Origin of the sequence: Bathymodiolus japonicus methanotrophic gill symbiont (genome assembly GCF_019721995.1) — a bacterium.
In the GTDB taxonomy this organism is placed as follows: domain Bacteria; phylum Pseudomonadota; class Gammaproteobacteria; order Methylococcales; family Methylomonadaceae; genus Methyloprofundus.
The window spans coordinates 1-26,380 of sequence record NZ_BLYC01000042.1; the positions used below are offsets into that span (position 1 = coordinate 1).

Below are 26,380 nucleotides of genomic sequence, written 5' to 3' on the forward strand. Positions count from 1 at the left end.
TCTAGTTTATTTCTATCTTCATTTTTTCAGTACACGTTTTTTTCAATTTATTTTCCCTGTTTTTTCTTGTTTTTTATCCGTTGGGTCTACATATTTTAGTTTTTTATTGCTGACTCCTCAGACTATTTTATTTCAAAATTGATTGATTAATATTTATATCTTCTTTTAGTTAGCTTGCTTTTATAACGTAAATATTCTATCCGTATTGTATTTATTAGGTGTTTCATTTTTCAGTATTTTTTACTGGATTGTCGCTGTCGCTATCTGTTCCTTTTTTATCTCCAGCTCCTCTGTAGCTGCTTATATTCAGTTCAAAACTATACTCTTTTACTTTTTTTCCTCGCATATTACTTTTTGTTTCGCGATTGAAATTTTTATTTCAAGTCATTTCTTTCATCTCACATTTTAATTCATACAAATTCTTTTTTTTCTTTCTCTTTTTCCTAACCTTCACAATGAGCCTATTTTTTCTTTTTTTATTTCCCCCTCATTATCACTAGCGCTTTTTTCTTTTTCTTCTTTTTTTTTCCTTTCTATATTTTAATTTTTTTGTCCTTCTGTCTTTGCTTTTTTTTTCCATCAAGTATACGGCCCCAGCCACAACCCCCCTCCCGGCGCGTTGTTTAGCTTTTTCGTTGCCTCAATCCCGTTTTCGTCGCTCTTTCACTAGTTCAATCGCAGGTCTTTATTCATCTTTTTTTTATGAGTTTTTTATTTTTTTTCCTTTTTTTCAATTTGCCACTCAATAAATTATTTGCTTTGTTGCTCAATCTTTATTTGCTGATATTTTCTGCCTTAGAAATCGGGATATATCAGTTCCTCAATTCTTTTTTCGGGCTCTTTTCTTACTTTTTTATTTCCCACCCGCCTTTTAGGTCCTCTGTTTTTTTCTTTTTTTTTTTTTTTTAATTCTTTTCTTTTGGTGATTTTTTTTTTTTTGTTTTTTTTTTTTTTTTTTCTTTTTCCCCTTTTTTTTTTTTTTCTTTTTTTTTTTTACTCTTTTAACCTTTTTGTGCTTATCTTGTCCATACCATGTTTTTCTTTCCTTTTTATATTCCTCACTTTTTCATTGGTCTCACCCCTAAGTTATCCATGTCTCCTATTATGTGTTTTTTCTAGAATGTTCTCTACGGTTTCTCGTATTTTTTATCGCACACTACAACTGACAACACGCCCCTGTTTTTTCATATTTGGGATTAACCTTGGACATCACCTGTTTATAGTTTCGTGTAATAGCCTAACGCCTAACCGAAAGACGACTACCAGCCTCCACGCCAACCCAAAAAACACCTTATCTTTTCGTCCCCATAACGCTAGCTAATATTTTCTTTCCCCCCACGCCTACACGGACTCGAAGATCCTAGTAGTCACCATTTACTTTTTTCGCTTGATCGCCCGACCTCCCGTCTCGAGTCCTCATCCAGCCATTAACATTTTTATTCTCTCTATCCTTTGTCCTCTTCCCCGCTTTCATATTCCCCCCCGTACCTTCCTTATAAATAATTGCCCACTCCTGTTGCCAAAGTTGTCACCTAATCATAAGTGCATATACACATCAAACTCAAAATAAAATATCTGTCTTTTCTTAAGTTCCTTTTGAGATGACTTGTTAATAAAGGAGTCCACCGAAAAAACCATAACTTTTTACGAGGGATCATATTACTTCTTACACTCTGGTACACCATTAGCTACGGCTTTGAGATAAACATTCCAACTTTTCATATTATTTTTATGTTTCTTCCGTCGAATTTAAGCGGTTTATTAGAACTGATCAAATACATTCTACCGGTCCGTGTTATTTATTCTCAAGAATGCTAAACCTTATATTGGTTTCCTTTCCGTTTGTAATAGATAGTAAAACAGAAAACCGACTTTCCCAGGCACCCTTGGCATTCCGATTCCAACTAGGATCTCGAACCTTTAACTTTTCTTTCCCCTCTGTACTGTGACATGTTAGCGTCAGAAGCCATCATAAAGAAAACAAGCAAGAAACAGAAAACTTAACGTAGAAGCCATAGAAGGATTAAAATAGTCAGACCTTAAGGACATGAAGGCTACAAATAGGTTCCACTCCTTTAACAGTGAGAATAAGCCAACGCAGCACTACGTTACTGTGAAAGCCTGTGTAGTCGACTGCGTTTTTCTTATGAGATTACTCGGCGACAGCCATTTTCAACATTGCTCGCGTTTGTTCTCGACCTAACAAGGTCGGGTGTAAAAAAAGGGGGTGACTCCGTCTCGATACACAACCGGGGGGCAACGAGAGTGAGTCGGACACACAGTGATATACGATCGAATTGTGCTGCTCACACACAAACGTTCTACACAGCATGTCACATTATGCATCTCATCTCGACGGACGGCAGTGGCTGAGAGAGCGGAGGGGGGGAAGGTGTTAGTGCTGATGTATGCGCGACCCTAATGCTGATATGAGGCGTTTTTCCGACGACCTTTCGGTGCAGTGGGGGTTACCAGGCCTCAATTCACCTTAGGTCACGCTGTTCTTTAAAACAACTAAACCCTCCCTATCCTCCTTTTTCACCGCAACCTCAGTTCTTCCCTTTTTTTCCAATCCCTTTTCTTTTTCTTTTTTTTTTTTTTTTTTTTTTCGCTATGATCTTCCTCTTTCTTCCATTTTTCCTCCGTTTTATTAATTTTTCTTTTTTCAATAAGGGCTTGTTAGTTAGGAGTTACACCAAAAAGGGTAGAAATTTTCGAATCAAATACAACTGAATCGCACGCTCAGAACGTACTATACTCTCCTTTAAATTTAATAAATAAAAATTGATCAAAATTATACAAAATCAACAAAAGACACAATAGTCATTATAATCACACTATAAAGCAAAAAGATACATTAAAAGCGTTATGAGCCGTAATGTCCTGTTCCATACACTCACAGTCAAAGTAAAAGTGTAGTGGGGAGAACAAAAGTAAAAAAAAAGTAAAATGAACAAAAGATACACTAAAAAAACGAAAGTAGAAAAAGAGTAACGAAAAAAAACAAGCGAACAAAAAAGGGCTAAAAAGAAAAAATAAGAAAACAAAGAAGGCTTTTTGTTTTTTGTTTTTTTTTTGTATTGCTGTAGTACAGCAATCATCTTTTTAACCAAAAAGGGGGACATCCACCCGCGTCAACTCTCCCAGCACCGCCGGTCTGTTTAATATATAACAACGACTCAAAAGGTCTGAATTTACAGCCGGGTGCTCCCTTTGGTCGGCCATTTGTATTTTTGATATTGCTGGTAATCATTTGTGTCCTCCTGGTTGAAAGCAAGGACAAGCAGTGTTCGGAAAGTGTAGATCAAACAAAAATTCATATTGTGTAACAAATATTTTCTTATAAGCAAAAAGGTGTTAAAAGGAAAACTCATCGTTAATCTTTATCGCTGTCTTTTCCCGCTAGGCATTTTATTCCTCATAATATGATTTGATACACACACAAACCAAAATAAAACAAGATATGGCATTTACAAACGTTTGGGAGTGCGTGGGGGGATTCAGGGAGTAGGAGGGGGAGGGGCCCAAGAGCAGTGCGAGCGGAGGCATGGGGAGAAGAGGGGGTGGAGTGGAAGAGGTAGAAGGGAGCGGCGAGTGGGGCGTACGGCTGAAGAGAGGGGAGATCGATCGGGACGACGTGAAGCGTGGGGAGGGGATGGGAAGAGGAAGGAGGAAAGTGAAGTAAAAGTGAGGTTATAAGGGTAGTCTCAGGGATACAGTATGAACGGAGAGTGAGAGGATGGGGGAGGAGGATTCAGGGGGGAGGGGTGTATGGGGGGAGGGGATGGAGGGGGGGGGGTCGGAGGGGAGAGAGAGGGAGGAGGAGAGTGGGGAGGTAGGGGGGTATATAGATGAGAGAAAGAGGAGGGCGGCAGAGCAAGAGGGGCCGAGAGGAGAGCAGTGGATTTGGAAAGGAGGGGAGGGGAGAGGAGATGGGGGGGGGATGAGGGTGGAGGGAGGAGGCACGAGGAGGAAGCAGGGGAGTGATGAACCAATACGCTCGTCTTGTCGAGACGACAAAACCTTATTTCATGCCACCTGGCGGTCTGCCGAGTGTGGATTGCTAAACGTATTTAAGTGTTGTTAAAGTAATAAAACAACAAACAAGAGAAAAATGTTGTTGTTGTTTTATAAAAGATTTTTTTATGTCTGAAGGATATAAAATCATAAAACGAAATTAAAACACTTCTAAGAGGTTTTTAGAACAAAACCATAGATAGGTATAGGTTTTCAATGGAAAAGACTGTAAAGCTTAAAATATGACGATTTTTTACTATTTTTTAACAATGGAAGATCCTTAAAAAATAGAGATCCTCAAAAACACCGAAAACCATATAATTAATATATGGTTTTTATACGTAAGCTATATAGCTTAATCATCTCTGTAATGAAGAGATCGGGGAGTCGCTATTTTTGCGAAAGCTTGTTTTGGGCATCCCAGCCCAAGCAAGCAGCAAAAACTTAACGCGACCACTTATGCCTCCGGCGGCCCCGATTCGTCCTCGTCACCTCGTCCCGACAAGGGGTCGGAACATAGGCTCCAAATGACTTGACGCCGTGTCGGATGGCCTTTTATTTTGTCTCCACCTTCGCTAACGCTCAGACTCCGACAAAACAACGGCCCTACGGCTATCGCGGACTAAAAATCATCACTTCGCTTAGGCTACGTTTCCCTGATTTTCAGCGTTAGACCTTGTTTACGGCACCTTGATAAATACCCTCTGACACGACAAAATATCTCTGCACCCTTGGTGCTACGAAAGCAGCCGGATATTTTCTGTTGAACCTTGGTCATCCGAATCGAATTTTCTGCGGCATTATTGGTAAATGGCACCCAGGTATTTGTCATGAAGCGCAAGACATCCTCTTCATAATTAATCAGCCTTTCCAGTTATTCGCCCCCGCTTTACTTCTTTCGCTGAAAATCCTGGAAACGGAGCTTTAGCGAAGTGAAGATTTTTAGTCCGCGATAGCCGTAGGGCCGTTGTTTTGTCGGAGTCTGAGCGTTAGCGAAGGTGGAGACAAAATAAAAGGCCATCCGACACGGCGTCAAGTCATTTGGAGCCTATGTTCCGACCCCTTGTTGGGTCGGGACGAGGTGACGAGGACGAATCGGGGCCGCCGGAGGCATAAGTGGTCGCGTTAAGTTTTTGCTGCTTGCTTGGGCTGGGATGCCCAAAACAAGCTTTCGCAAAAATAGCGACTCCCCGATCTCTTCATTACAGAGATGATTAAGCTATATAGCTTACGTATAAAAACCATATATTAATTATATGGTTTTCGGTGTTTTTGAGGATCTCTATTTTTTAAGGATCTTCCATTGTTAAAAAATAGTAAAAAATCGTCATATTTTAAGCTTTACAGTCTTTTCCATTGAAAACCTATACCTATCTATGGTTTTGTTCTAAAAACCTCTTAGAAGTGTTTTAATTTCGTTTTATGATTTTATATCCTTCAGACATAAAAAAATCTTTTATAAAACAACAACAACATTTTTCTCTTGTTTGTTGTTTTATTACTTTAACAACACTTTAATACTTTAGACCCCTCTGTAAGGTGCATTAAATAAGGCTTTTTTAGTTCTAAAGACGAGTTATTTAATGGTTAAAGCGAGTTATTTAATGGTTAAGTACGAGTTATTTAATGGTTAAAGCGAGTTATTTAATGGTTAAGTACGAGTTATTTAATGGTTAAAGCGAGTTTTTTAATGGTGTCGTTAAAGTCGAGATTTACTGCTGTTTTTAGCTTATTTTCGATGATTTCTACTTAAATATCACTTTTTTAATGGTCTAAAGACGAGTTATTTAATGGTAAGGTGATAGTTGAGTAAAAAACAGTATATTATATATTATAATCAATGACTTGTTACTAATAATATATTGTTATGTTAAGGCTTAAAAGCGAGAAGTTTAATGCTTTTTGTTCTAAAGACGAGTTATTTAATGGTTAGTGATACTTATAATTTTTAACTTAAATGCGAGAAAAGTTTTGACAGCTCGCATTTAAGAAATATACTCTTAGTTAATTATTACTACTATTTTACTTTTTTTAGGATGAAAAACTTTAAAGAGTTAGTTGTTAAAGCTAATGAACTTATAGAAATGCCTGTTGATTTCAACCTTATGCAACTAAAACTGTTTGCAAAGGTTGTTGTATCTATGAGGGATAATCCAGCGGAAGAGTTCTACACTTTTGCTATCAAAAATTTGTTAAATGATTTTGACTTAACAGAGACAAATTATACACAATTAAAACAAGCGACCAAAGGACTTATAAGACCTGTTGTTATAAAAGCGGAGGGTGGAGCTGAACAGCAAAAAGCCTTTTTTACTGATGTGAATTACAGTGATAAAGGAGTTATTTCATTCAAAATTCACCCTGACCTAAAGCCCCTTATCCTAGATCTGGAAAAAAATTATACAAAGTATTATTTTTCAAATATTGCTCGGTTAAAGAGTGCTTATGCTATTAGGTTTTATGAGCTTCTGAAACAGTATCAGTACAGAGGGGAAAGGGTACTATCTATTCAAGAAATAAGGTTGATTTTGAAAATTGAAGGTACTAAGTACAGTAAAATTAATGACTTAAAAAGGTTTGTGATTTTAGTATCTCAAAAGGAACTTAAAGAAAAGACAGATATTTATTTTGAGTTTGAGGCAATTAAGGAAGGTAGAAAAATTGTAGCTTTTAGGTTTCTAATTTACAAAAACACCAGGAATACTGGCTTTATAGAAAATGGTAGAACTGAAACTTTGGAAAGTGATGTAAAAAGTGACTTAACAAATGAACAAGAGAAGCTATTATCTAAGCTGATTGATGAATATAAAATCAGTGACAAAATAGCAAAGGGGCTTATTGAAGGTGTTAGTGTTGAGCAGGTAGAAAAAAATATTGCTTATTCAGAAAATGAATACAAGAAAGGGAAGGTGAGTAAAAATTTTAGTGGTTACCTGGTGAATGCTATTAAAAATAACTATGCAAGCCGTATCTCATTATTTGAAGAAGATGAAAAAAAGAAAGCTGTTGATGATAAAAGGAAGAAAGCCGTTAAGGAAAATAAAGCAAAATTAAAAGATAAGCTTTCTAAGAGTTTCAGCAAAGAGCAAAAAGAAAATTTCATTAATTCGCTGGATGATGAAGCTAAACAAAAGCTTCTTGAAGACATTTTAGAGGAAGTGAAAAGTGATGGTTTTGCTGTTACTCACATCAAGAAAAAAGGCTTATTATCGCCTTCAGCTTCATTACCGATTATTACTAGAATTGATGATTTTTCAGGTAAAAAAGAAGCGTACATCAAGGAAAAAATGGAAGAATCTGGGTTTTAAATTATATGGTAATCATATAAAAACAAGTTGATAATTATATAAAAGTTATATAATTGCTATATACAAACTAAATATTTTTTAAACAAGGGAAAAATGTCAGAAGAACAAAAAAGAATACTAGAGCAACAGCTTTGGAACATTGCCAATGCTCTTAGGGGAAAAATGGATGCGGATGAATTCCGTGATTACATTTTAGGTTTTATATTCTACAAATACCTTTCTGAAAGAATGTTTTTGTATGCGACAGAACCAAACAAAGCCGGAAAAATTTACTTTTCTTAGCCCAGTTATAGCTGAAAACTTGAACATCGAGTGTAAGCAAAAATGGGTAGTGGGTTAAACCTGTGTTTAGCATGAGAGCAATAGAATAAGAAAGTGATTTATTGCATAATTCCCTCATGAAATATTATCAAGAAATCACCTGCCCTAACTGTACTAATTCCAACCTGATGAAATCAGGTAGTAGCGATCGTGGTGTGCAGCGATATCGTTGCCAGACCACAGCTTGCTCAACCAACACCTTCATGTTGGAATATTGTTATAACTCGATGTTCAAGTTTTTCCATCCCATTGCCATCAAACTCTTACCTTCACCCGGCAGAACAATACTTTAATGGAGGTAACTAGCAGCAATAATACTATCGTTTGTCCATTAACATACCCGCCGGAGCCTTTGTGTTTCTGCTTGTAAACCTTATAAATACGTTTTGTAGCCTTAGATCGTGCTCGGTCTGATTCATCAAAGGCCAACACACCTTCAGTAATGCCATAACGTTTTAAAATTAAGACCACACTCACCCGTAGCAACCAGTCCCAGGGTATACTTGCTTACGAAACACCCAGGATAATGCGGCTACTTTGCAATCTCCAAGGCTTGCTCGCTCAAACTTAGCCCAGCAAACAGAGTTCATTAGCAGTATGCCCGTTAAACAAGTGCCCAACCAAGCGGCTTGAATCCGTGTCAAAGCGGCTCCGGGTTTTAGCTGATTGAGCGCATCATTTAAATCGTCAATATAGCTTTGGATAAAGGTGGCTGGGGCATTCATTAACATGGGCTTACACCGATAAAATTACAACAACCTCAGAATACCTGATTTTACCTTCTCAATATCAAAAACTTGAACATCGAGTATAAAGCATGTGAATTTGGAACCAAAGAACACGTTGTCGAAATGGCTATCAATAGTAGTGGCACTCGAGACACGGCTAGGGTTCTTAAAATCAATAAAAATACGGTGACTCGTACTTTAAAAAACAAAGAAAACAGTCTTGTTCAAGTGAACCCTCTTTTTCAGACCTTTGATCAAGGGAAACCATTGGAAGTCAGACTAGAACAGGTCTGCTGTGATGAAGCCGAAATGGATGAACAGTGGTCTTTTGTAGGAAATAAAAGCAATCAACGCTGGCTATGGCATGCTGTTGATCATAAAACCAACACGGTACTCGCTTATGTTTTTGGCAAGCGTAAGGACATTGTTTTCAAAGAATTAAAAGCGTTACTTTTGCCTTTAAATATCAGTCGTTATTACACCGATGACTGGGGCGCTTATGAACGTCATCTCGATGCTGAGAAACATGAAATAGGTAAGAAAAACACCCAAAAAATTGAACGTAAAAACTTGAATTTTAGAGCATGGATAAAACGATTAACTCGTCGAACAATCTGCTTCTCTAAGTTAGAGAAAATGCATGATATTGTGATTGGTCTGTTAATAAATAAGGTGGAATTTGGCAGGGATATTCATGCAAAAACACAGATTTAACCCACTACCCAAAAATGGTACAATTTTTAGTTGAGCATGTAAACCTACTTTGGGTGAAATTCAATCCTTCCATCACTGCGTTCAGAAAGCATGAAATCAAGCGTATCCCAGCGACTATCAACAGCTCGGTATGAATAGGTCCACTGACCCTTCACTTTGATATACGTTTCATCCATGCGCCACGATTTATTGGTTTCTCGTTTCTGAGATTTAGCTTTTACAGCAATGGCAGGAGAATAACGGATAACCCAACGATTGAGCGTAGCATGATCCACCTCAACACCTCTTTCTTCCATAATTTCTTCAAGGTCGCGATACGAAACGCCATACCTGACATAAAAGAAAACAGCATAAAGAATGACATCTTGCAGATAACGTAGGAAAGGGGGATTTATGCGACATAACCATTTTAATGATGGGCTGAGAAGTCTTTTATCCTGCATGGCGTTTTATCCATTTGCCCCATAAAAACAGGATACAGTTGATTTTTTACACAAACATTCGTTTTTTGCGACAGAGCCACATTTGGTCCCTTTATGGGATTAGACCCAAATTAGGCTTAAAATACAGTGAAAGTGAAGGTTCAATAATTAATGAGGTAAAAGATGAATAATTCAGCATTGGGAGGATTGTAACAATGGGACATACGCAAGCTAAATTCTGGAAGTGTGCATTACAGGTTAATCCAGCGAGTTATATTTCATATCGTGGGCAGGAACAGCAGCTATCAGAAACAGACTATAATCAACAAATGCTTGAAGTCTGTTTACAGGAGAATATCAAGGTTCTTGGTATTGCTAATCACGGTAATATTGATGGTGTAGATGCTATTCGTGATTTGATGAATAAAAATGACATTCTGGTATTCCCTGGGTTTGAAATTACTTCTAGTGAAAAAATTCATTTTGTTTGTTTATTTTCTGAAGAGGCCACTTCTCAAGAACTAGATCGTTATCTTGGTCATCTTCACTTGGTAGATCCTGAGGAGGGTGTTAAGCCTTCTAGGTTAAGTGCTGAACATTTAATTGCAAAGGTTAATGAAATAGGTGGTTTTATTTATGCTGCCCATTGCACTTTAGAAAATGGTTTGCTAAAAAAAAGATTAAACAATATATGGGTACTTTCAGGTTTAAAAGCCGCTCAAATACCTGGTTCTATTGAAGACCTTAAAAATGTTGAAGATGGATTCTATCGAAAAGTTATTCGTAATAAAGAGGTCGCATATAAGCGAGAATTACCAATAGCTATTATTAATGCCAAGGATATAGAAACGCCAGAAACTTTAAAAGATCTAAGAGCCTCTTGTCTTATCAAGATGACTGAGCCAAGTTTTAAATCATTTAAGTTAGCTTTTCAGGATACTGAATCTCGAGTGAGATTAAATAGTGACGTGGAAGAAAAATATTATTCTCAGATTAAATCCTTGAAGGTAACGGGTGGTTATCTGGATGGTCTTGATATTAAATTTTCTGAGCACCTGAATGCGGTAATCGGTGGTCGTGGAACGGGTAAATCTACCTTGCTGGAATGTATTCGTTATGTTCTTGAATTGAAGCCTATTGGTATTGTTTCTCAGAAACAACATGAGGACATTATCAAAGAGAATTTGGGGAAATCTAAAGCTAGCGTTGAGCTAACTATCCGATCATCAACGATGAATGGTAAGAAGTTCACTATTGCACGGCGATACGGAGAAAGTTGCAGTGTAATAAAGGATGAAAATGATGATATTTCATCCTTTACACCTGCTGACTTGATGCCAGAGATTGAGCTATATGGACAAAATGAAATTTATGAAATTGCCCAGAATTCAGTCTCGCAAAGAAAATTACTAGCTCGATTTCTTGAGGCGAGACCAACTGATAATGAAGGAAAAATAAAAGAAACCCTAAAGCTACTGTCTGAAAACAGATTGAAACTTGAAAGTGCATTAAAAAATATAGCTTCTACTGAGGATGAATTATCTCGCTTACCAAAGCTAGAAGAGCAAGTTAATCAGTTTAAATCTCTTGGACTTGAGGATAAGCTGAAAGTTATTCCTTTTTTAGAAACAGAAAAGCGATTGCTTAAGCGTACTTCAGAAGAGGAAATATATCGTCTTGAACAGGCTTTTTTAGCTATTCAGGATGTTTTACCTGACACCGTTTTTTTAAGTGATAAAACACTGGATAACCTTCCTCATTCTGATGTTTTGAAAAATATCAGAACGGAACTTGATAAGTTGAAAGTTGATACAGAGGATATTGTGATCCAGTGGAAAAAAGCGTTTAACGTGTCAAAAACAACTATCAATTCTTCAATCAATGAGTTAAATATTGGTATCAAAGAAGAAGAAGAGAAATTGGAGAAAACTTATAAAGAGTTTCCGTCTAGTGAAGGTAAGAGTGGTAGAGAAATTGGATTGGAATCTCAGCATTTATTGAAAGAGGTTGAGAGAATCAAGCAGAAGCAGGCCTTAGCGACTACGCAGAAGGCGGTTGTAGACGAGCTGGAGCTAAAACGCAAAAAGTTATTAACTGAGTTGTCTGAATACCAGGTTGCGCGATCTTCACACTTTGAGCGTTCACTCAAGAAACTAAATAAAAAGCTGAAAGGCAAGTTAAAACTTACCGTTAAGCCTGAAGCTGACAGAACACCCATTGTAGATTTTTTGATGAAGTGTAATTTAGATTCGGTGGGTGAAAAGCGCTTAGATTGGATAAAATATCAGGATGATTTTTCTACTGTAAAACTTGCAGAGTTGATTCGATCAGGAACAGAGGCTTTAGTTGGGTGTGGCTGGGAGATTACGGAAACCGTTGCAAATGCATTGGTTAAATTGAGCCAATCTCATATTTTGCAGTTAGAAGTGGTGGGATTGCCTGATGTCATTAGTATTGAGCTAAATGTTGCCCATGAGGGTGAGGAAAACTTTAGGATTTTGGATAAGTTATCAACTGGTCAACAGTGTACTGCTATTTTACACCTTTTATTACTTCAGAATGTAGATCCGTTAATTATGGATCAACCAGAAGACAATCTGGATAATGCTTTTATTGCTGATAGAATTGTTGCTGAGTTGCGTATGGCTAAGATTAGCCGTCAATTTATATTTGCAACACATAATGCCAATATACCTGTTTTTGGAGATGCTGAGTGGATTGGTGTTTTTGATTCGTTTGAAGGACAGGGAAGTATGCCTAATGAGTCACAAGGGGCAATTGATGTGCCTAAGGTTCGTGATAAGGCGGCAAGTATTTTGGAAGGTGGAAAAACGGCTTTTAATCAACGTAAAGTTAAATATGGATATTGAGGTGTTGTATGCTTAAAACTGAATTGTTGGAGATTATTGCAAACGGTGAAAATTCGGGGGTCGAATTTAAGCGCGATGATATTCGACCAGAACAATTAGCTAAAGAAATTGTTGCCCTAGTTAATTTTCAGGGTGGTCAGATAATTCTTGGTGTGGAGGATGATGGTACTATTTCAGGTTTACGTAGACCTAATGCTGAAGAGTGGGTGATGAATGTTGTACGCGATAAAATTCATCCTCAAATATTGCCATTCTATGAGAAAATTAAAATAGATGATGGTGTTTTTGTTGCAATTATTACTTTCCCTTTAGGTATTTCTAAACCTTATGTTTTGAGAGATCGCCAGGAAGAAAAAGTATTTATTCGTATTGGTTCTACCTCTCAATTAGCGACACGAGAACAACAGATGCGTTTGTTTGAATTAGGTGGAATGCTGCATACAGAGGTGCTGCCTGTCGCAAGGACTAATTCTGATTGCCTTGATAGATCTCGTTTGGAGAACTATCTGAGCGATATTTTGCAAGACCCTGATATTCCTAAAGCGGATGATGACTGGGAAATAAGGTTGGCTGGCTTAGGCTTTTTGAATGAGCCTAATGGTTTATGCTCCGTTGCTGGTTTGCTTCTTTTTGGGAAAAACCCAAGACAATACCTTAAACAGGCTGGCTTACGAGTCTTTGCTTTTGATGGTGAAGATAAGGAATATAAGGCTAATTTGGATTTAATTATTGACGCACCGTTGGTTGGCCGATGGGATGTAACCGAGTCTGTAAAACAATTAATTGATAATGGCCTTATTGAAAACTTTATTGAGCAGGTTAAGCCCTTTATTACACAGGAAGTGGATGAAATTGATGAGGATTTTAGAAGGGAACTTGAGTGGTTTTATCCATCTGGTGCTGTTAGAGAAGCCCTTATTAATGCATTAGCACATAGAGATTGGACGCGTTTTGTGGATATTGAAGTGGGTATTTATTCTGATCGGTTAGAAGTTATTAGTCCTGGTGCTCTACAAAACTCAATGACGGTTGATAAAATGGTGTTGGGACAAAGATCACCTAGAAACCCCATTATTATGGAGGTATTGCGGGATTATGGGTATGTAGATGCCAGAGGAATGGGGGTAAGAACTAAAATGATCCCACTAATGAGGAAATTTAATCATTGTGATCCTGTATTTGAATTGACGGATGATTATTTAAAAACAATTTTATTTAGAAAAGTGGCTGATGCTGAATAACATAGAGGGGTTCTGTCGCAATAATCATCAAAAGCACAGACCTCCTGGTCTTCAGGCATAACTATCCTGCTAAAGCCATAAACTGCTTATAAGCAGTAATATTTTCCTCAGACAATTTCCCCTTTCGGATGATATGTGCCGTGCCGTTTCAATTCCATCAATTGTTGCTTGGGCGGAGTGAAACGCTTTAAAGCCCATCATCGGTTTTGTTATTTTTTTGATAAAGCGATGATCCTGTTCGATGATGTTATTCAAATATTCAAATATTTAACTTGTAATATGTCAATCATAGTGGCAAACCCAGCGAGGATTAACAAGAGGTTAATATTGGCTAATCCTGCATAGTTAGCGCCACTTTTATCCATAACGACCTTATCAGGAAAGCCATTATTGTTAATCGTTTGTTTGAAAAATTCGGTTGCAGCCTCTTCATCACGGTACTCAGAAAGCATGAAATCAAGCGTATCCCCGTGACTATCAACAGCTCGGTATAAATAGGCCCACTGACCCTTCACTTTGATATACGTTTAATCCATGCGCCACGATTTATTGGTTTCTCGTTTCTGAGATTTAGTTTTTACAGCAATGGCAGGAGAATAACGGATAACCCAACGATTGAGCGTAGCATGATCCACTCCAACACCTCTTTCTTCCATAATTTCTTCAAGGTCGCGATACGAAACGCCATACCTCCCATAAAAGAAAACAGCATAAAGAATGAAATCTTTCGCTTAAAATCAGGGAAACGGAGCCTAAGCGGAGTGATGATTTTTAGTCCCTGGTAGGCGACAGGGCAATTCGCTGATCCGAAGTGCGCTAGTAGCGCGCGAGGGAGGCAAGAATTGCATTCCGAATAGCCGTCCAGCCATTTGATGTAGACTTAACTGAGCAGAGTTTTGTGCGTAGTTGAGACGGACGCAGGGCGACCAGGGCATCTCCCATTCGCTGCGTAGGCGAATGAATGTTGGTGACAGGAGTCCCAGAATTTCGTGAGGCAGCATGGCGCGCCTGTGGGAAGTGAGCGCCTTTGAAGCTGAGCATGTGATCCACCTTTTATTGAAATTTAGTATTATGATAGCAGATAACGTTGGGAAGGGGTATTTATGCGACAGAACCAAATAATTTGATAAAAACCTAGGAGCAATACATGTATTATTAATATACTAAAAACGGTCTTTTTATACATTAAATGAATGTCTAAAGAGAATCTAAATAATACTCTCCTATTATGAAAACTCTTTTTTGATTAACTGATTAACAGCTAAACGAATAACGCCAACTCTTGTTAATCCTAGTGTGTCTTGTAATTTATCTAACTGCTCTGATTCAAATTGATTCCAACGAATTGTCATAGATAACGCAGTTTTATTTGCCCTAGGATTTTTTTCATCGATGAGTTGCTGTGCTTTAGCTTCTCTTTCTTTTCTACGTTGTTCTTTTTTTAACAACTCTTCTTGTGATAAACCTCCTTTTGCCGTAAAGCTTTTAGCTGTTACCACTTTCGTTAATTCTTCTTGTGTTTCAAGCGGTTTTCCTGCCAGCGCACTTGCTTTTTTTACAGCCATTATTAAACTCCAATTTCTTTTAATAAATTAATAATTTCTTTCTGAGCTTTTTTATTAGATTTTGTTTTTGCTTTTAACTCTGTAACCCCTAATCCTTCTGACGCAGATAAATGATAAATACTGCGTTCACAGATAAATGTTTCTAAAATTTTAATTTGAGGAAATTCGCTTAAAAAATCCTTAGCCTCATCAACCTCTTTAACTCGCGGGTTTGTTGGACTCATAGATATCACCGCGTAAACATTTAATTCAGGATTTACAATTAAAGCCTCTTCAATAATTGGTTGAAGCGAAAATAGATTGTTGAGATCAAACTGTGTCGGCTTCAAGGGCACAAGAAAAACATCTGCTGTAATTAGGCCATGTCTTAGGTTTTTCTGATCAACACCCGCCGCATCTAAAAAAACATACTCATAGCGCCTACTTAAATCTCTAATCGCACCTGATAAATCACCTGACTGCTTTTGAACACTGTAAATTTCTTTTACATCATTTGAAAGTTTTTGCGAGCGCTCATCATTCCACATTGTGGAAGATTTTTGTAAATCAGCATCAATGATCATTACATCTTTATTTTGACTGGCTAAAAGCGCAGCAAGGTTAACAGTTAATGTGGTCTTACCAGTTCCACCTTTATTTCCACCTATATAGATTTTTGGCATTCTACAATCCTTTTTAATGTCTTTTTTATGTTAAAAAGATATTTTTTATATATCTTTTTAACTATTAATTAGAGTATAACGTATTTTTGGTTCTGTCGCCATGCCTGACATAAAAGAAAAGGTAGTGGGTTAAATCTGTGTTTTTGCATGAATATCCCTGCCAAATTCCACCTTATTTATTAACAGACCAATCACAATATCATGCATTTTCTCTAACTTAGAGAAGCAGATTGTTCGACGAGTTAATCGTTTTATCCATGCTCTAAAATTCAAGTTTTTACGTTCAATTTTTTGGGTGTTTTTCTTACCTATTTCATGTTTCTCAGCATCGAGATGACGTTCATAAGCGCCCCAGTCATCGGTGTAATAACGACTGATATTTAAAGGCAAAAGTAACGCTTTTAATTCTTTGAAAACAATGTCCTTACGCTTGCCAAAAACATAAGCGAGTACCGTGTTGGTTTTATGATCAACAGCATGCCATAGCCAGCGTTGATTGCTTTTATTTCCTACAAAAGACCACTGTTCATCCATTTCGGCTTCATCACAGCAGACCTGTTCTAGTCTGACTTCCAATGGTTTCCCTTGATCAAAGGTCTGAAAAAGAGGGTTCACTTGAACAAGACTGTTTTCTTTGTTTTTTAAAGTACGAGTCACCGTATTTTTATTGATTTTAAGAACCCTAGCCGTGTCTCGAGTGCCACTACTATTGATAGCCATTTCGACAACGTGTTCTTTGGTTCCAAATTCACATGCTTTATAACAATATTCCAACATGAAGGTGTTGGTTGAGCAAGCTGTGGTCTGGCAACGATATCGCTGCACACCACGATCGCTACTACCTGATTTCATCAGGTTGGAATTAGTACAGTTAGGGCAGGTGATTTCTTGATAATATTTCATGAGGGAATTATGCAATAAATCACTTTCTTATTCTATTGCTCTCATGCTAAACACAGGTTTAACCCACTACCAAAGAAAACAGCATAAAGAATGACATCTTTTTGAAAGTGAGTGCCTTTGAAGCTGAGCATATGATCCGAAAGGGGAAATTGCCTGAGGAAAATATGCCTGCTTATAAGCAGTTTATGGCTTTAGCAGGATAGTTATGCCTGAAGACCAGGAGGTCTGCGCTTTTGATGATTATTGCGACAGAACCCCTTATTTCTTACATACAGAATAGCCTACATAACATTAGTAAAACATCTAGTACCTCTGGAGAGGAATCCCTGTCTTTATTTTCTTGGGCGTAGAGAAGACCTCTACTTTTCTCTTCTTCAGCGTCGGTATTTCTTATGACGACAACGTTACAAGCTTCCTCATCTCTATTTTCATTCTTCTCTACCTGATTATTTATATCTTCTTGAGATATGTTTTGATAGTCATAGATGTGGATGGCTGTGTAATCATCGCAGTTATACGCCCATGCGTATCCCTCACCAAATCCATAAGTAATAGCCTGAGGATTAGACGCTTGTATGTTAAGTGATAATGTACCTAAAAGGATGCCAATAGTTAAATTTTTCATGGTTTCTCCTCCTATCATCCACTGAAAATCAGGGGCACGGAGCTTAGCGAAGTATTGAAATTTAGGGTTCTGTCGCAATAATTATCAAAAGCACAGACCTCCTGGTCTTCAGGCATAACTATCCTGCTAAAGCCATAAACTGCTTATAAGCAGGAATATTTTCCTCAGACAATTGCCCCTTTCGGATGATATGTGCCGTTTCAATTCCATCAATTGTTGCTTGGGCGGAGTGAAACGCTTTAAAGCCCATCATCGGTTTTGTTATTTTTTTGATAAAGCGATGATCCTGTTCGATGATGTTATTCAAATATTTAACTTGTAATATGTCAATCATAGTGGCAAACCCAGCGAGGATTAACAAGAGGTTAATATTGGCTAATCCTGCATAGTTAGCGCCACTTTTATCCATAACGACCTTATCAGGAAAGCCATTATTGTTAATCGTTTGTTTGAAAAATTCGGTTGCAGCCTCTTCATCACGGTGCTCAGAAAGCATGAAATCAAGCGTATCCCCGTGACTATCAACAGCTCGGTATAAATAGGTCCACTGACCCTTCACTTTGATATACGTTTCATCCATGCGCCACGATTTATTGGTTTCTCGTTTCTGAGATTTAGCTTTTACAGCAATGGCAGGAGAATAACGGATAACCCAACGATTGAGCGTAGCATGATCCACTTCAACACCTCTTTCTTCCATAATTTCTTCAAGGTCGCGATACGAAATGCCATACCTGACATAAAAGAAAAGAGCATAAAGAATGACATCTTTTTGAAAGTGAGTGCCTTTGAAGCTGAGCATGTGATCCACCTTTTATTGAAATTGATAATTATGATAGCAGATAACGTCGGGAAGGGAGATTTATGCGACAGAGCCAATTAATGAGCGTTCGAATTCTGCAAGTGAGCCAAATATATTAAAAACAAGTTTGCCTGTGCTTGTAGTCGTGTCTATTAATTCAGTTAATGAAGTGAAACCGATTCCTTTATTTTCAAGATCATTTATAACTTCAAGTAAGTGTTGTAATGATCTTCCTAACCTGTCTAGTTTCCAGACAACCAGCGTATCAGCTTTCCTTAAAGACTTTAAACATTGTTCAAGTTCGGGTCTGTCTTTTTTACTTCCTGACGCTTTTTCCTTATAAATTATTTCGCAACCAGCTGCATTAAGCGCGTCTATTTGTAGTGATGTATCTTGAGAAGATGTTGAAACTCGAGCGTAACCTATTTTCATCTGTTTACTTTTTTAACATGGGTTTTATTAACTATAGCATGAGATAAGTTTTTTAACAGCCTTTTTTAACATTATTAACTATAAATAAGGTCTTGTTAATGGTGATTAGCTGTGTTTATGGCGATGTTAAAAATACACTTGTTTTTTTTACTCCCTCTATCAGTGCATCTGCCCCCTCCCCTCTAGTGAGTGTCGAATTGTTAGGACTGCCAAGGGGATGCGTAGTTAAAGAATGAATAAACTAGGTGCGGTGACAAATGGTACGTATCAACAGCGAAGAGTATTGTTGAATGATAAAAGGAAATAAATAGTCTTATGGAATTGAAACGGCACATATGATCCGAAAGGGGCAATTGTCTGAGGAAATATTACTGCTTATAAGCAGTTTATGGCTTTAGCGGGGTAGTTATTCTTAAAGACTAAGAGGCCTGAGCTTTTGATAATTAGTGCGACAGAACTCTAAAAATCATCACTTCGCTTTGGCTCCTTTTCACTGATTTTCAGCGTGTGTTTTCATCCATTCACTTGCTAGATTCTGTGCCTTTTCTATTTATGAGACAGTCATTAGCTTTGTAACAATATCTCTATTTTTATGCGCTGATTTAACCCCACTAGATACCGCAATTAATCGTTTTACCGGCAAATTTGAGCGCAAACTAAAGACCGCTTTTTATTATCAGGGCGAATTGTATGAGAATTTTTCAGTCCGAGATACTAAAGTAAGGCGGATGTTATCAGGACAATACCCTGATGCAGGTGCGCTAGATACAGTAGTGACTTTATTAAAAGGCGATCATTACTTTCTTTGTGTTAGTTTGGGTGCTAGTTTTGGTGTGCAAAAAAATCATTATAAATCCGTACTTACAGTGTTCGATTTTGATGGTTATTTACAAAATAATTATGCTTAAGTGTTTTATGGAACTATGTATAATGGTCTTGTCGAGTCAATTAGTCTTCATGTCTCGATAAATGTAAAAGAGTAAGAATAGTGAAGATTTGTGTGAAAAAGAGAGTCATACGCTGAAAATCAGGGAAACGTAGCCTAAGCGAAGTGATGATTTTTAGTCCGCGATAGCCGTAGGGCCGTTGTTTTGTCGGAGTCTGAGCGTTAGCGAAGGTGGAGACAAAATAAAAGGCCATCCGACACGGCGTCAAGTCATTTGGAGCCTATGTTCCGACCCCTTGTTGGGTCGGGACGAGGTGACGAGGACGAATCGGGGCCGCCGGAGGCATAAGTGGTCGCGTTAAGTTTTTGCCGCTTGCTTGGGCTGGGATGCCCAAAACAAGCTTTCGCAAAAATAGCGACTCCCCGAAAAAATTATTTTTAAGTGCACTTGTGAACCCCCTTTGCAGTCTATTGATAATAAAGGGTTATTAGCGGCGAGCTGTTAGAAAGTAGCCCTGTTTATGAAGGGATTAAGACCTTACTCTGTCTATCAGTTAGAAAGTGCCCTGTTTATGCAGGGATTAGCCCTAGTCAACTCTAGTGTTAGAAAGTAGCCCTGTTTATGAAGGGATTAAGACCTAGTACAGATCCACTCCTACTGTTAGCACTTCTTCCGTTAGAAAGTAGCCCTGTTTATGAAGGGATTAAGACAAACGTTAGTACAGTTCTCCAATTACATTCGTTAGAAAGTAGCCCTGTTTATGAAGGGATTAAGACCCTTTAAATTGGAGTAATCTGTCTCTTCAGTATGGTTAGAAAGTAGCCCTGTTTATGAAGGGATTAAGACCAGTCAACACACTCAATACAATCAACGCAATCAGTTAGAAGGTTCTGTCGCATAAATACCCCTTCCCGACGTTATCTGCTATCATAATTCTCAATTTCAATAAAAGGTAGATCATATGCTCAGCTTCAAAGGCACTCACTTCCCAAAGATGTCATTCTTTATGCTGTTTTCTTTTATGTCAGGTATGGCGTTTCGTATCGCGACCTTGAAGAAATTATGGAAGAAAGAGGTGTTGAAGTGGATCATGCTACGCTCAATCGTTGGGTTATCCGTTATTCTCCTGCCATTGCTGTAAAAGCTAAATCTCAGAAACGAGAAACCAATAAATCGTGGCGCATGGATGAAACGTATATCAAAGTGAAGGCTCAGTGGATCTATTTATACCGAGCTGTTGATAGTCGCGGGGATACGCTTGATTTCATGCTTTCTGAGCACCGTGATGAAGAGGCTGCAACCGCATTTTTCAAACAAACGATTAACAATAATGGCTTTCCTGATAAGGTCGTTATGGATAAAAGTGGCGCTAACTATGCAGGATTAGCCAATATTAACCTCTTGTTAATCCTCGCTGGGTTTGCCACTATGATTGACATATTACAAGTTAAATATTTGAATAACATCATCGAACAGGATCATCGCTTTATCAAAAAAATAACAAAACCGATGATGGGCTTTAAAGCGTTTCACTCCGCCCAAGCAACAATTGATGGAATTGAAACGGCACATATCATCCGAAAGGGGCAATTGTCTGAGGAAAATATTCCTGCTTATAAGCAGTTTATGGCTTTAGCAGGATAGTTATGCCTGAAGACTAGGAGGCCTGAGCTTTTGATAATTATTGCGACAGAACCACCATTTTTAATATAAAAAAATCAGAAAATAGACCCGATCAATGTAAGTATATACAGGGAAATTTAAATAATGAGCAAAAAGAAGGCAAAAGAAAAAGCCTATAATAAATACCTGCGTAAATTAAAAGAAGAGAAAGATAGGCAGGAACGTATCATTGTTGAAAAACAATTTATTGCAGAAAAAACAAAGCAATATCAAGAAAGAAATAAAAAGCATAACCAACAAAAAGAAAGAGAAGAGAAAAAAACCTCAAAAGAGTCTATCAAAAAAGAACGCATTAACCAGATCAGTACCCCATATGTTAATCGAATTGTAAGTCGCTTAGGGGATAATAAACAATTAGCAAAAGACTTTATTTTAGAAGAACTAGATGCAGCGTTTGTAGGGAATAGCGATTCAAAATCTTTTGTTATTAACTCTGGATTTGAAAAATCTGAGTATTTAGGTTCAATTAGTAGGGAAATTAAAGCCGTAGAGGATGGGCCTCAATTGGTAATGAACCAAATAAGGATTGAGCTTGCTACAAAGCATGGAATATCATATTGCAGTAAAGTGTTACTTTCAATAGTTGATAGGACTATGCAAATATATGCATTGGGGAAATATAAAAATATTGAAAACAACACCAGCTTAATTGGTGAAAATTTATCCCTAGATAAGAATGTGGAAGACCTTAAGGAACTCTTACAAAGCTATAGTGATATGTTACATAAGCCAAAATTATTTGGAACTGATAGTTTAAGTACTCAATTTTTAAGTGTAGCCCGAACAATTGATAAGCCATCGAAAGAGCTCTCAGATCATATTAAATTTATGACTCTGATATCAATAGCTGGCAAACGAGTAAAAACAGCATTTATTCCAGAAAAAATACTGTCAGTAATTAATACTGACCTTAAAATCGTTTCTACTGTTGATATAAAATACTGGAAAGAAGCACTTCAGGTACTATCAAAAGTAGAAAAAAACCAGAAAATATTCTACAGAGTTATAGAACTTGGACGCCAGGTTGGTGATATTAATAGTGTTTGTGCTATCAATGTAGCACCAGCTATTTACAATGCCTTTTACTTGCTATTTTTAGAATACCCTAATAAGTCAGATATTGAACTTGTAGCTAAGGACCTTAATATTCCTTTTTATGACTGCTCTTTCGTAACTGGTTCAGTATATGGGTCTATATTTGGCTATCAATATAAAGATTGGGTTTTTAAACATACGGGTATTTAATAAATTAATAATTTTATGGAGTCAATAAAATGAAAACATATAAAGTCGTAGCCAAAGATGGACGAACCACAATTATAAGTGCTTACACCTATTCTGATGCATTTCAACAAGCAACAGAATTTTGTGGTGGTGCTTTGCTATATTCCATGAATGAAATATAAAAAAGCTAACCAGACGTTCAGTTGATAGATAGAATCCACATTTATAATCCCCCAGCAAATCCAGACAAGAAATCAAAGCAATCTTATTCCAAATTAGTTACTATTTGTAAAAAATTGGAGTATTAAAATGAGCAGAAAAAGAACGGTCTACAGTGCTGAATTTAAAAGCAAGTTGGTATTAGAAGTTTTAAAGAATGAAAAAACACTGCAAGAAATTGCCAGTGCAAATAACATCACACCTAAGAACCTACAAAACTGGAAAAAAATATTCTTAGACAATGCAGAAATAGCAATGGAGCCCTCCAAAGCCGTTAAAGATTACAAAGAGGATCTATTAGCAGCTCAAGAACAAAATGAGATGCTCACAAAAATCGTAGGAAAAATGACGGTTGAATCGGGGAGTCGCTATTTTTGCGAAAGCTTGTTTTGGGCATCCCAGCCCAAGCAAGCAGCAAAAACTTAACGCGACCACTTATGCCTCCGGCGGCCCCGATTCGTCCTCGTCACCTCGTCCCGACCCAACAAGGGGTCGGAACATAGGCTCCAAATGACTTGACGCCGTGTCGGATGGCCTTTTATTTTGTCTCCACCTTCGCTAACGCTCAGACTCCGACAAAACAACGGCCCTACGGCTATCGCGGACTAAAAATCTTCACTTCGCTAAAGCTCCGTTTCCAGGATTTTCAGCGTACGTATTTGTGTAAACCTGGTTATGAACCTGTTTTTTTTTCTTCGCCCAGGGGGTAAGTAACTTTTTTATCGTATCTGTAATCTTCTATCTTGGGCGCGCCTGATGTTTTTACAATTGAATCCGAGTACTCTAAAAAGGATAACTCACAGTAAATATGGCGCGCCAGCTCTTCGCTAAGGCGTTTTATATCGCTTTTAAGGCGCTTTAACAGCTACCCCCTATCATACATACCCGTTAAAGGTTTTTGTGGGTCTTTAAGGGGCTTACATGCCCCCCAATAAGCGATTGACTAATTTGGGTGTGTGGTATGTGGTTTGTTATAGCTGTTACAGAAAACAAAGATTAAACGGTAAACCATTCCAAAATAAAGGGTTGGCTTATTGCAACAAGCAACAGTATTCTGGGGACTCTTTACCCTAGGGAGGAAGTAACTTTTTAAACTTCATAATAAAACGCTATTTAGTGTACAATATAATATAGATTGTACTATATCTATAATCCTTTTATAATCAAAGACTAGGGTTACTGTCATGTACAACCTATGGATATTTATACGAAATCATTACATTTACAATTTAGGGTTTTATAGTTACTCCTCTTTGGGGGCAATACGCGTATGACTTCATTTCAACTAATTATTAAACGTGAATGAAATCAATTTCTTGCTCAATTAGGATAAATTATCATGGCTAAGGGGAACCATAGATTCCCTTTGGGTTTAATTACTGCAATCCCTTAAACTGTATAATATAACCAATCGCTTGTTCATCAGAGCAATTTGAGTAGACCTTTAATTTAGCAGACTCTCAGCCCTAGGGGAAAGTAACTTTTTTTAGCGTATACTCGATATATGAAGATTCCCTTATTAAGAAAATACAAGGGAATCTGACTCTAATGGGTTGAGCTATCAGCTTTACTTAAAGGCTTATAAAATAAGCCCCTTTAACACTTTTTTTACAGCCATCTGGTTCGATCTGTTATTTATTATATTCTTAGGTAACTCATTTATTATCTCGGAGCTAGTCATTTTTATTGTTCTATTACTCGATGTTCAAGTTTTTTAACTGATTGATTTTATTGATAATTTTACTGACAAAGAAAGCATCAACATCATTGTAAATCAATCACTTATAAAACAAAGCCGGAAAAATTTACTTTTCTTAGCCCAGTTATAGCTGAAAACTTGAACATCGAGTTATAGGATTGTTTTTAAGATTTTGTCAATTTTGACCAGTCTTTGAGAAGTCGAGGCCATTAAAAAAAACAGGCGGCTTTTTGCCTGTTTTCCCGTAGGGTAGGGCATGGATGCCCGTGTTTTAATTGTCTAAAAACAGGGATTGTTTTATTCTTTTAAAACCTTTCAGCTATCCAGTTATCAAGCGCGGTTATAGATTCATCCATCAAGCTATTAAATTGTTCTTGATTTGGTGTTTCATCCTGCCATTCAATTTTAAAAATCAATAGGCTGTCATTCTCCCCGCTGCCTTCATAATAAAAGCTTTCACGGTCGCCTTGTGGAGGGGTAATGTCACCATTGAACCAGTTAGCCACAAAAGCAGGTTTGCTATTATGGTTTATCCCGTTCGGCGTAATTGTAAATTTTTCGTAACTACTCAGCGTGTTTTTTAACTTTAAAATCAAATGGATATATTTTAATTTAACCTTACTTTAGTCATTTTCACCTTTAAAAAGGGGGGGGAATTGGACTAAAATTCAGAGAGATACATTAATTATTATTTTAAATCAATCTGTTATGAGTTTAAATTACGCTGAGTAGTTACTAATTATTTATGGTAAAATTGAAACTATGCTACAACTATATGAAAAAAATAGTCTTTTCATTCGTTTCAAATGCTATTGCCTAAGGGGAATTAAGTAGGGGTTTGCTATAAACATGGCAAAACCACCTAAAATAAACCTCGATACACCAGCATGGTGTATTTCAGCTACTCAATAATTGGGAAACTTCAGTAAATTAACTACCACGCTTTATAAAAAAACCATTAGCCAGCACCCGCCTTGGTGGACAAGGACTTGATGCTGACGCTATCAAACAGGCATTATATCTTACTGTAAACTAACTCATAGTTACCCCTGTTGTGGATTCATCTGTTCCTTAACAACTTGGATAATCTTCTCAGCAGCACTTTGAGTAACAGATTCAACGCGCGGAGTGCTTAATTGCTGGATAATCTCCCCTTGCCTAGATTGTTGCACCTCTCCATAGCTATACAGAGTTGTTAAAACCTGTTCATGCCCTAAATTTTGACTCCATGCTTTGAACTCTTCTGGGGACCGGCACATCTTCTGCCCAAGTGTCACCAGTGTCTTACGAAAACTATGCGGATTAAAATACGGTAAATCAGCCGATTCAAAAGCATTATGAAAAATAGTCCGTATAGGAGAAGTTGTACTCCAATGTTCTCTTTTTAAGCCACATGCTTGAAACATTTTATCATCACCATTAACCACTTTAGTCTTAGGGAATAAAGGATCATCATCCCCCCAAAGCAACTCCTCTCTAAGGTAACGCACCCAATCAGCAATAATTTGCTGAATATCATCCCCAACAGGGAAAAAGAAAGTGGTAAACGTCTTGCTGAATTTAGTATTCACCTCTCGCGCATCCTGAAATACACTATGAGCACTAATATCAACATGCTTTAATTTCATAGATGCAATAGCACTGTCTCGCGCGCCCGTTAAAAGTATGAAAGCTATTAGGCTACGATTACGCCGCTCTATAGCTGAATTATTTGGCATATTCTCAATAACATGCTTAATTTGAGCTACTGTAGAAACGGGCTTTTCCCTCCGTGCGGTTGCAATACGAACGTCTTTTTCGGATAAATTGAAATAGTCGGCATCCGCATACGGAATGCGGGACTTATACCCAGGCTCCCTAGACAGCCATTGGAAAAAAGTTTTAAGATGCCTCAGGGTTGAGTTAAGCGTTGACCTACTTAAGGGCTTACCTGTACGCTGATTAGTTTGCTTGGCAAGATTTCTCTTAAATCCTATCGCCTGGTTAAAATTAAATGTCTTAAAATCCCGATATTTTGTATAAGATTCAAAGCGACTAACCGCTGCAGCTGCCGAATCT

General features: G+C 37.5%; 26 protein-coding genes, 8 pseudogenes and 1 CRISPR repeat array. Of the genes and pseudogenes, 15 read left to right on the forward strand and 19 right to left on the reverse strand.

What is annotated here, in order from left to right; translation table 11 throughout:
• Nucleotides 1-223 precede the first annotated feature (223 nt).
• Complete coding sequence (locus K6984_RS34975; RefSeq protein ID WP_263458878.1) at nt 224-346, reverse strand: hypothetical protein; 123 nt, start codon at nt 344-346, stop codon at nt 224-226.
• A 3,201-nt stretch (nt 347-3,547) separates the two neighbouring features.
• Between K6984_RS34975 and K6984_RS25390 the strand changes: the two genes are divergently transcribed.
• The 3 genes from K6984_RS25390 to K6984_RS34985 all read left to right on the forward strand — a co-directional run bounded on the left by K6984_RS25390 (nt 3,548) and on the right by K6984_RS34985 (nt 4,690).
• Complete coding sequence (locus K6984_RS25390) at nt 3,548-3,685, forward strand: hypothetical protein (RefSeq protein ID WP_221897962.1); 138 nt, start codon at nt 3,548-3,550, stop codon at nt 3,683-3,685.
• Nucleotides 3,686-4,413: 728 nt separating this feature from the next.
• A complete protein-coding gene (locus K6984_RS34980) occupies nt 4,414-4,548 on the forward strand; it encodes a hypothetical protein (protein ID WP_263458674.1) in 135 nt (44 codons plus the stop codon).
• A 16-nt stretch (nt 4,549-4,564) separates the two neighbouring features.
• Nucleotides 4,565-4,690, forward strand: coding sequence for a hypothetical protein (locus tag K6984_RS34985; RefSeq protein WP_263458605.1), 126 nt, complete (start codon nt 4,565-4,567; stop codon nt 4,688-4,690).
• On the opposite strand, the pseudogene K6984_RS25395 reads toward K6984_RS34985, so the two are convergent.
• From K6984_RS25395 to K6984_RS34995, 3 genes and pseudogenes are all read right to left on the reverse strand, one after another.
• Nucleotides 4,664-4,891 (reverse strand): annotated as a pseudogene (locus tag K6984_RS25395) (IS66 family transposase); the annotation flags it as partial. The gene K6984_RS34985 and the pseudogene K6984_RS25395 overlap by 27 nt on opposite strands.
• A 15-nt stretch (nt 4,892-4,906) precedes the next feature.
• On the reverse strand, nt 4,907-5,038 hold the full coding sequence (locus tag K6984_RS34990; RefSeq protein ID WP_263458879.1) for a hypothetical protein: 132 nt from the start codon (nt 5,036-5,038) through the stop codon (nt 4,907-4,909).
• A gap of 27 nt (nt 5,039-5,065) precedes the next feature.
• Nucleotides 5,066-5,194: a hypothetical protein gene (locus K6984_RS34995; RefSeq protein WP_263458596.1), complete on the reverse strand. Its 129-nt coding sequence runs from the start codon at nt 5,192-5,194 to the stop codon at nt 5,066-5,068.
• 859 nt (nt 5,195-6,053) lie between these two features.
• Between K6984_RS34995 and K6984_RS25400 the strand changes: the two genes are divergently transcribed.
• The 3 genes and pseudogenes from K6984_RS25400 to K6984_RS36655 form a co-directional block, all read left to right on the forward strand.
• Nucleotides 6,054-7,325 (forward strand): replication initiation protein, encoded by a 1,272-nt coding sequence (locus K6984_RS25400; protein ID WP_221897963.1) that lies wholly within the window; start codon nt 6,054-6,056, stop codon nt 7,323-7,325.
• A gap of 93 nt (nt 7,326-7,418) precedes the next feature.
• Nucleotides 7,419-7,595: pseudogene (locus K6984_RS25405) on the forward strand (type I restriction-modification system subunit M N-terminal domain-containing protein); the annotation flags it as partial.
• A 128-nt stretch (nt 7,596-7,723) separates the two neighbouring features.
• A pseudogene (locus tag K6984_RS36655) lies at nt 7,724-7,873 on the forward strand (IS1/IS1595 family N-terminal zinc-binding domain-containing protein); the annotation flags it as partial.
• Nucleotides 7,874-7,901: 28 nt separating this feature from the next.
• On the opposite strand, the gene K6984_RS25410 reads toward K6984_RS36655, so the two are convergent.
• Both K6984_RS25410 and K6984_RS25415 read right to left on the reverse strand, forming a co-directional pair.
• On the reverse strand, nt 7,902-8,123 hold the full coding sequence (locus K6984_RS25410; RefSeq protein WP_221897964.1) for a hypothetical protein: 222 nt from the start codon (nt 8,121-8,123) through the stop codon (nt 7,902-7,904).
• The gene (locus K6984_RS25415) at nt 8,120-8,377 is read right to left on the reverse strand and encodes a hypothetical protein (RefSeq protein ID WP_221897965.1); all 258 of its coding nucleotides are present in this window, start codon (nt 8,375-8,377) and stop codon (nt 8,120-8,122) included. Before K6984_RS25415 ends, K6984_RS25410 begins: the two co-directional genes overlap by 4 nt.
• Nucleotides 8,378-8,443: 66 nt before the next feature.
• Here K6984_RS25415 and K6984_RS25420 point away from each other — a divergent pair.
• Nucleotides 8,444-9,088, forward strand: a pseudogene (locus tag K6984_RS25420) (IS1 family transposase); the annotation flags it as partial.
• A gap of 77 nt (nt 9,089-9,165) precedes the next feature.
• Here the strand turns inward: K6984_RS25420 and K6984_RS25425 are convergent.
• Nucleotides 9,166-9,483: pseudogene (locus tag K6984_RS25425) on the reverse strand (IS6 family transposase); the annotation flags it as partial.
• A 242-nt stretch (nt 9,484-9,725) separates the two neighbouring features.
• On the opposite strand from K6984_RS25425, the gene K6984_RS25430 reads away from it, so the two are divergent.
• Nucleotides 9,726-12,380, forward strand: a complete 2,655-nt coding sequence (locus K6984_RS25430) for a TrlF family AAA-like ATPase (RefSeq protein ID WP_221897967.1) — start codon at nt 9,726-9,728, stop codon at nt 12,378-12,380.
• Between the two features lie 8 nt (nt 12,381-12,388).
• Nucleotides 12,389-13,621 (forward strand): RNA-binding domain-containing protein, encoded by a 1,233-nt coding sequence (locus K6984_RS25435; protein ID WP_221897968.1) that lies wholly within the window; start codon nt 12,389-12,391, stop codon nt 13,619-13,621.
• Between the two features lie 61 nt (nt 13,622-13,682).
• Here K6984_RS25435 and K6984_RS25440 read toward each other — a convergent pair.
• The 8 genes and pseudogenes from K6984_RS25440 to K6984_RS25470 form a co-directional block, all read right to left on the reverse strand.
• Nucleotides 13,683-14,340, reverse strand: a pseudogene (locus K6984_RS25440) (IS6 family transposase).
• A 97-nt stretch (nt 14,341-14,437) separates the two neighbouring features.
• Entirely contained in the window at nt 14,438-14,563 is a 126-nt protein-coding gene (locus K6984_RS35000; RefSeq protein WP_263458880.1) for a hypothetical protein, read from the reverse strand.
• 284 nt (nt 14,564-14,847) lie between these two features.
• The gene (locus tag K6984_RS25445; protein ID WP_221897969.1) at nt 14,848-15,186 is read right to left on the reverse strand and encodes a hypothetical protein; all 339 of its coding nucleotides are present in this window, start codon (nt 15,184-15,186) and stop codon (nt 14,848-14,850) included.
• Nucleotides 15,187-15,188: 2 nt separating this feature from the next.
• Nucleotides 15,189-15,848, reverse strand: a complete 660-nt coding sequence (locus K6984_RS25450) for an AAA family ATPase (RefSeq protein WP_221897970.1) — start codon at nt 15,846-15,848, stop codon at nt 15,189-15,191.
• A gap of 129 nt (nt 15,849-15,977) precedes the next feature.
• Entirely contained in the window at nt 15,978-16,751 is a 774-nt protein-coding gene (locus K6984_RS25455) for an IS1 family transposase (RefSeq protein ID WP_221894694.1), read from the reverse strand.
• A 265-nt stretch (nt 16,752-17,016) separates the two neighbouring features.
• A complete protein-coding gene (locus tag K6984_RS25460; protein WP_221897971.1) occupies nt 17,017-17,376 on the reverse strand; it encodes a hypothetical protein in 360 nt (119 codons plus the stop codon).
• Between the two features lie 118 nt (nt 17,377-17,494).
• Entirely contained in the window at nt 17,495-18,178 is a 684-nt protein-coding gene (locus tag K6984_RS25465; RefSeq protein ID WP_221897972.1) for an IS6 family transposase, read from the reverse strand.
• Nucleotides 18,179-18,253: 75 nt separating this feature from the next.
• Nucleotides 18,254-18,610 (reverse strand): annotated as a pseudogene (locus tag K6984_RS25470) (recombinase family protein); the annotation flags it as partial.
• Between the two features lie 728 nt (nt 18,611-19,338).
• On the opposite strand from K6984_RS25470, the gene K6984_RS25475 reads away from it, so the two are divergent.
• A complete protein-coding gene (locus tag K6984_RS25475; RefSeq protein WP_221897974.1) occupies nt 19,339-19,518 on the forward strand; it encodes a hypothetical protein in 180 nt (59 codons plus the stop codon).
• A gap of 40 nt (nt 19,519-19,558) precedes the next feature.
• On the opposite strand, the gene K6984_RS25480 is transcribed toward K6984_RS25475, so the two are convergent.
• Both K6984_RS25480 and K6984_RS35005 read right to left on the reverse strand, forming a co-directional pair.
• A complete protein-coding gene (locus tag K6984_RS25480) occupies nt 19,559-19,750 on the reverse strand; it encodes a hypothetical protein (RefSeq protein WP_221897975.1) in 192 nt (63 codons plus the stop codon).
• Between the two features lie 27 nt (nt 19,751-19,777).
• Entirely contained in the window at nt 19,778-19,906 is a 129-nt protein-coding gene (locus K6984_RS35005) for a hypothetical protein (RefSeq protein ID WP_263458600.1), read from the reverse strand.
• 91 nt (nt 19,907-19,997) lie between these two features.
• A CRISPR array of direct repeats spans nt 19,998-20,343; the repeat unit is 36 nt; unit sequence GTTAGAAAGTAGCCCTGTTTATGAAGGGATTAAGAC.
• 115 nt (nt 20,344-20,458) lie between these two features.
• Here K6984_RS35005 and K6984_RS25485 point away from each other — a divergent pair.
• The 5 genes and pseudogenes from K6984_RS25485 (at nt 20,459) to K6984_RS25500 (ending at nt 23,333) form a co-directional block, all read left to right on the forward strand.
• Nucleotides 20,459-21,141: pseudogene (locus tag K6984_RS25485) on the forward strand (IS6 family transposase).
• A 123-nt stretch (nt 21,142-21,264) separates the two neighbouring features.
• A complete protein-coding gene (locus K6984_RS25490) occupies nt 21,265-22,425 on the forward strand; it encodes a CCDC34 family protein (protein WP_221897976.1) in 1,161 nt (386 codons plus the stop codon).
• Nucleotides 22,426-22,713: 288 nt separating this feature from the next.
• The gene (locus K6984_RS25495) at nt 22,714-23,049 is read left to right on the forward strand and encodes a transposase (RefSeq protein ID WP_221897977.1); all 336 of its coding nucleotides are present in this window, start codon (nt 22,714-22,716) and stop codon (nt 23,047-23,049) included.
• Entirely contained in the window at nt 22,998-23,126 is a 129-nt protein-coding gene (locus K6984_RS35010; protein ID WP_263458596.1) for a hypothetical protein, read from the forward strand. Before K6984_RS25495 ends, K6984_RS35010 begins: the two co-directional genes overlap by 52 nt.
• Nucleotides 23,127-23,153: 27 nt before the next feature.
• Nucleotides 23,154-23,333, forward strand: a complete 180-nt coding sequence (locus K6984_RS25500) for a hypothetical protein (RefSeq protein ID WP_221897978.1) — start codon at nt 23,154-23,156, stop codon at nt 23,331-23,333.
• A 1,294-nt stretch (nt 23,334-24,627) separates the two neighbouring features.
• Here the strand turns inward: K6984_RS25500 and K6984_RS25505 are convergent.
• Nucleotides 24,628-24,828 (reverse strand): hypothetical protein, encoded by a 201-nt coding sequence (locus K6984_RS25505; protein ID WP_087870671.1) that lies wholly within the window; start codon nt 24,826-24,828, stop codon nt 24,628-24,630.
• A gap of 537 nt (nt 24,829-25,365) precedes the next feature.
• Nucleotides 25,366-26,380, reverse strand: a 1,015-nt coding sequence (locus K6984_RS25510; RefSeq protein WP_221897979.1) for a tyrosine-type recombinase/integrase, incomplete at its 5' end; no start/stop codon positions are given.

What these genes read in the sequence shown, in the direction of transcription:
- K6984_RS34975 (WP_263458878.1), bottom strand. Translation starts at nt 346, where the DNA reads ATGCGAGGAAAAAAAGTAAAAGAGTATAGTTTTGAACTGAATATAAGC.
- K6984_RS25390 (WP_221897962.1), top strand. Translation starts at nt 3,548, where the DNA reads ATGGGGAGAAGAGGGGGTGGAGTGGAAGAGGTAGAAGGGAGCGGCGAG.
- K6984_RS34985 (WP_263458605.1), top strand. Translation starts at nt 4,565, where the DNA reads ATGGCCTTTTATTTTGTCTCCACCTTCGCTAACGCTCAGACTCCGACA.
- K6984_RS34990 (WP_263458879.1), bottom strand. Translation starts at nt 5,038, where the DNA reads ATGGCCTTTTATTTTGTCTCCACCTTCGCTAACGCTCAGACTCCGACA.
- K6984_RS25400 (WP_221897963.1), top strand. Translation starts at nt 6,054, where the DNA reads ATGAAAAACTTTAAAGAGTTAGTTGTTAAAGCTAATGAACTTATAGAA.
- K6984_RS25415 (WP_221897965.1), bottom strand. Translation starts at nt 8,377, where the DNA reads ATGTTAATGAATGCCCCAGCCACCTTTATCCAAAGCTATATTGACGAT.
- K6984_RS25430 (WP_221897967.1), top strand. Translation starts at nt 9,726, where the DNA reads ATGGGACATACGCAAGCTAAATTCTGGAAGTGTGCATTACAGGTTAAT.
- K6984_RS25435 (WP_221897968.1), top strand. Translation starts at nt 12,389, where the DNA reads ATGCTTAAAACTGAATTGTTGGAGATTATTGCAAACGGTGAAAATTCG.
- K6984_RS35000 (WP_263458880.1), bottom strand. Translation starts at nt 14,563, where the DNA reads ATGGGAGATGCCCTGGTCGCCCTGCGTCCGTCTCAACTACGCACAAAA.
- K6984_RS25445 (WP_221897969.1), bottom strand. Translation starts at nt 15,186, where the DNA reads ATGGCTGTAAAAAAAGCAAGTGCGCTGGCAGGAAAACCGCTTGAAACA.
- K6984_RS25450 (WP_221897970.1), bottom strand. Translation starts at nt 15,848, where the DNA reads ATGCCAAAAATCTATATAGGTGGAAATAAAGGTGGAACTGGTAAGACC.
- K6984_RS25455 (WP_221894694.1), bottom strand. Translation starts at nt 16,751, where the DNA reads ATGAAATATTATCAAGAAATCACCTGCCCTAACTGTACTAATTCCAAC.
- K6984_RS25460 (WP_221897971.1), bottom strand. Translation starts at nt 17,376, where the DNA reads ATGAAAAATTTAACTATTGGCATCCTTTTAGGTACATTATCACTTAAC.
- K6984_RS25465 (WP_221897972.1), bottom strand. Translation starts at nt 18,178, where the DNA reads ATGCTCAGCTTCAAAGGCACTCACTTTCAAAAAGATGTCATTCTTTAT.
- K6984_RS25475 (WP_221897974.1), top strand. Translation starts at nt 19,339, where the DNA reads ATGTTATCAGGACAATACCCTGATGCAGGTGCGCTAGATACAGTAGTG.
- K6984_RS25480 (WP_221897975.1), bottom strand. Translation starts at nt 19,750, where the DNA reads ATGGCCTTTTATTTTGTCTCCACCTTCGCTAACGCTCAGACTCCGACA.
- K6984_RS25490 (WP_221897976.1), top strand. Translation starts at nt 21,265, where the DNA reads ATGAGCAAAAAGAAGGCAAAAGAAAAAGCCTATAATAAATACCTGCGT.
- K6984_RS25495 (WP_221897977.1), top strand. Translation starts at nt 22,714, where the DNA reads ATGAGCAGAAAAAGAACGGTCTACAGTGCTGAATTTAAAAGCAAGTTG.
- K6984_RS25500 (WP_221897978.1), top strand. Translation starts at nt 23,154, where the DNA reads ATGGCCTTTTATTTTGTCTCCACCTTCGCTAACGCTCAGACTCCGACA.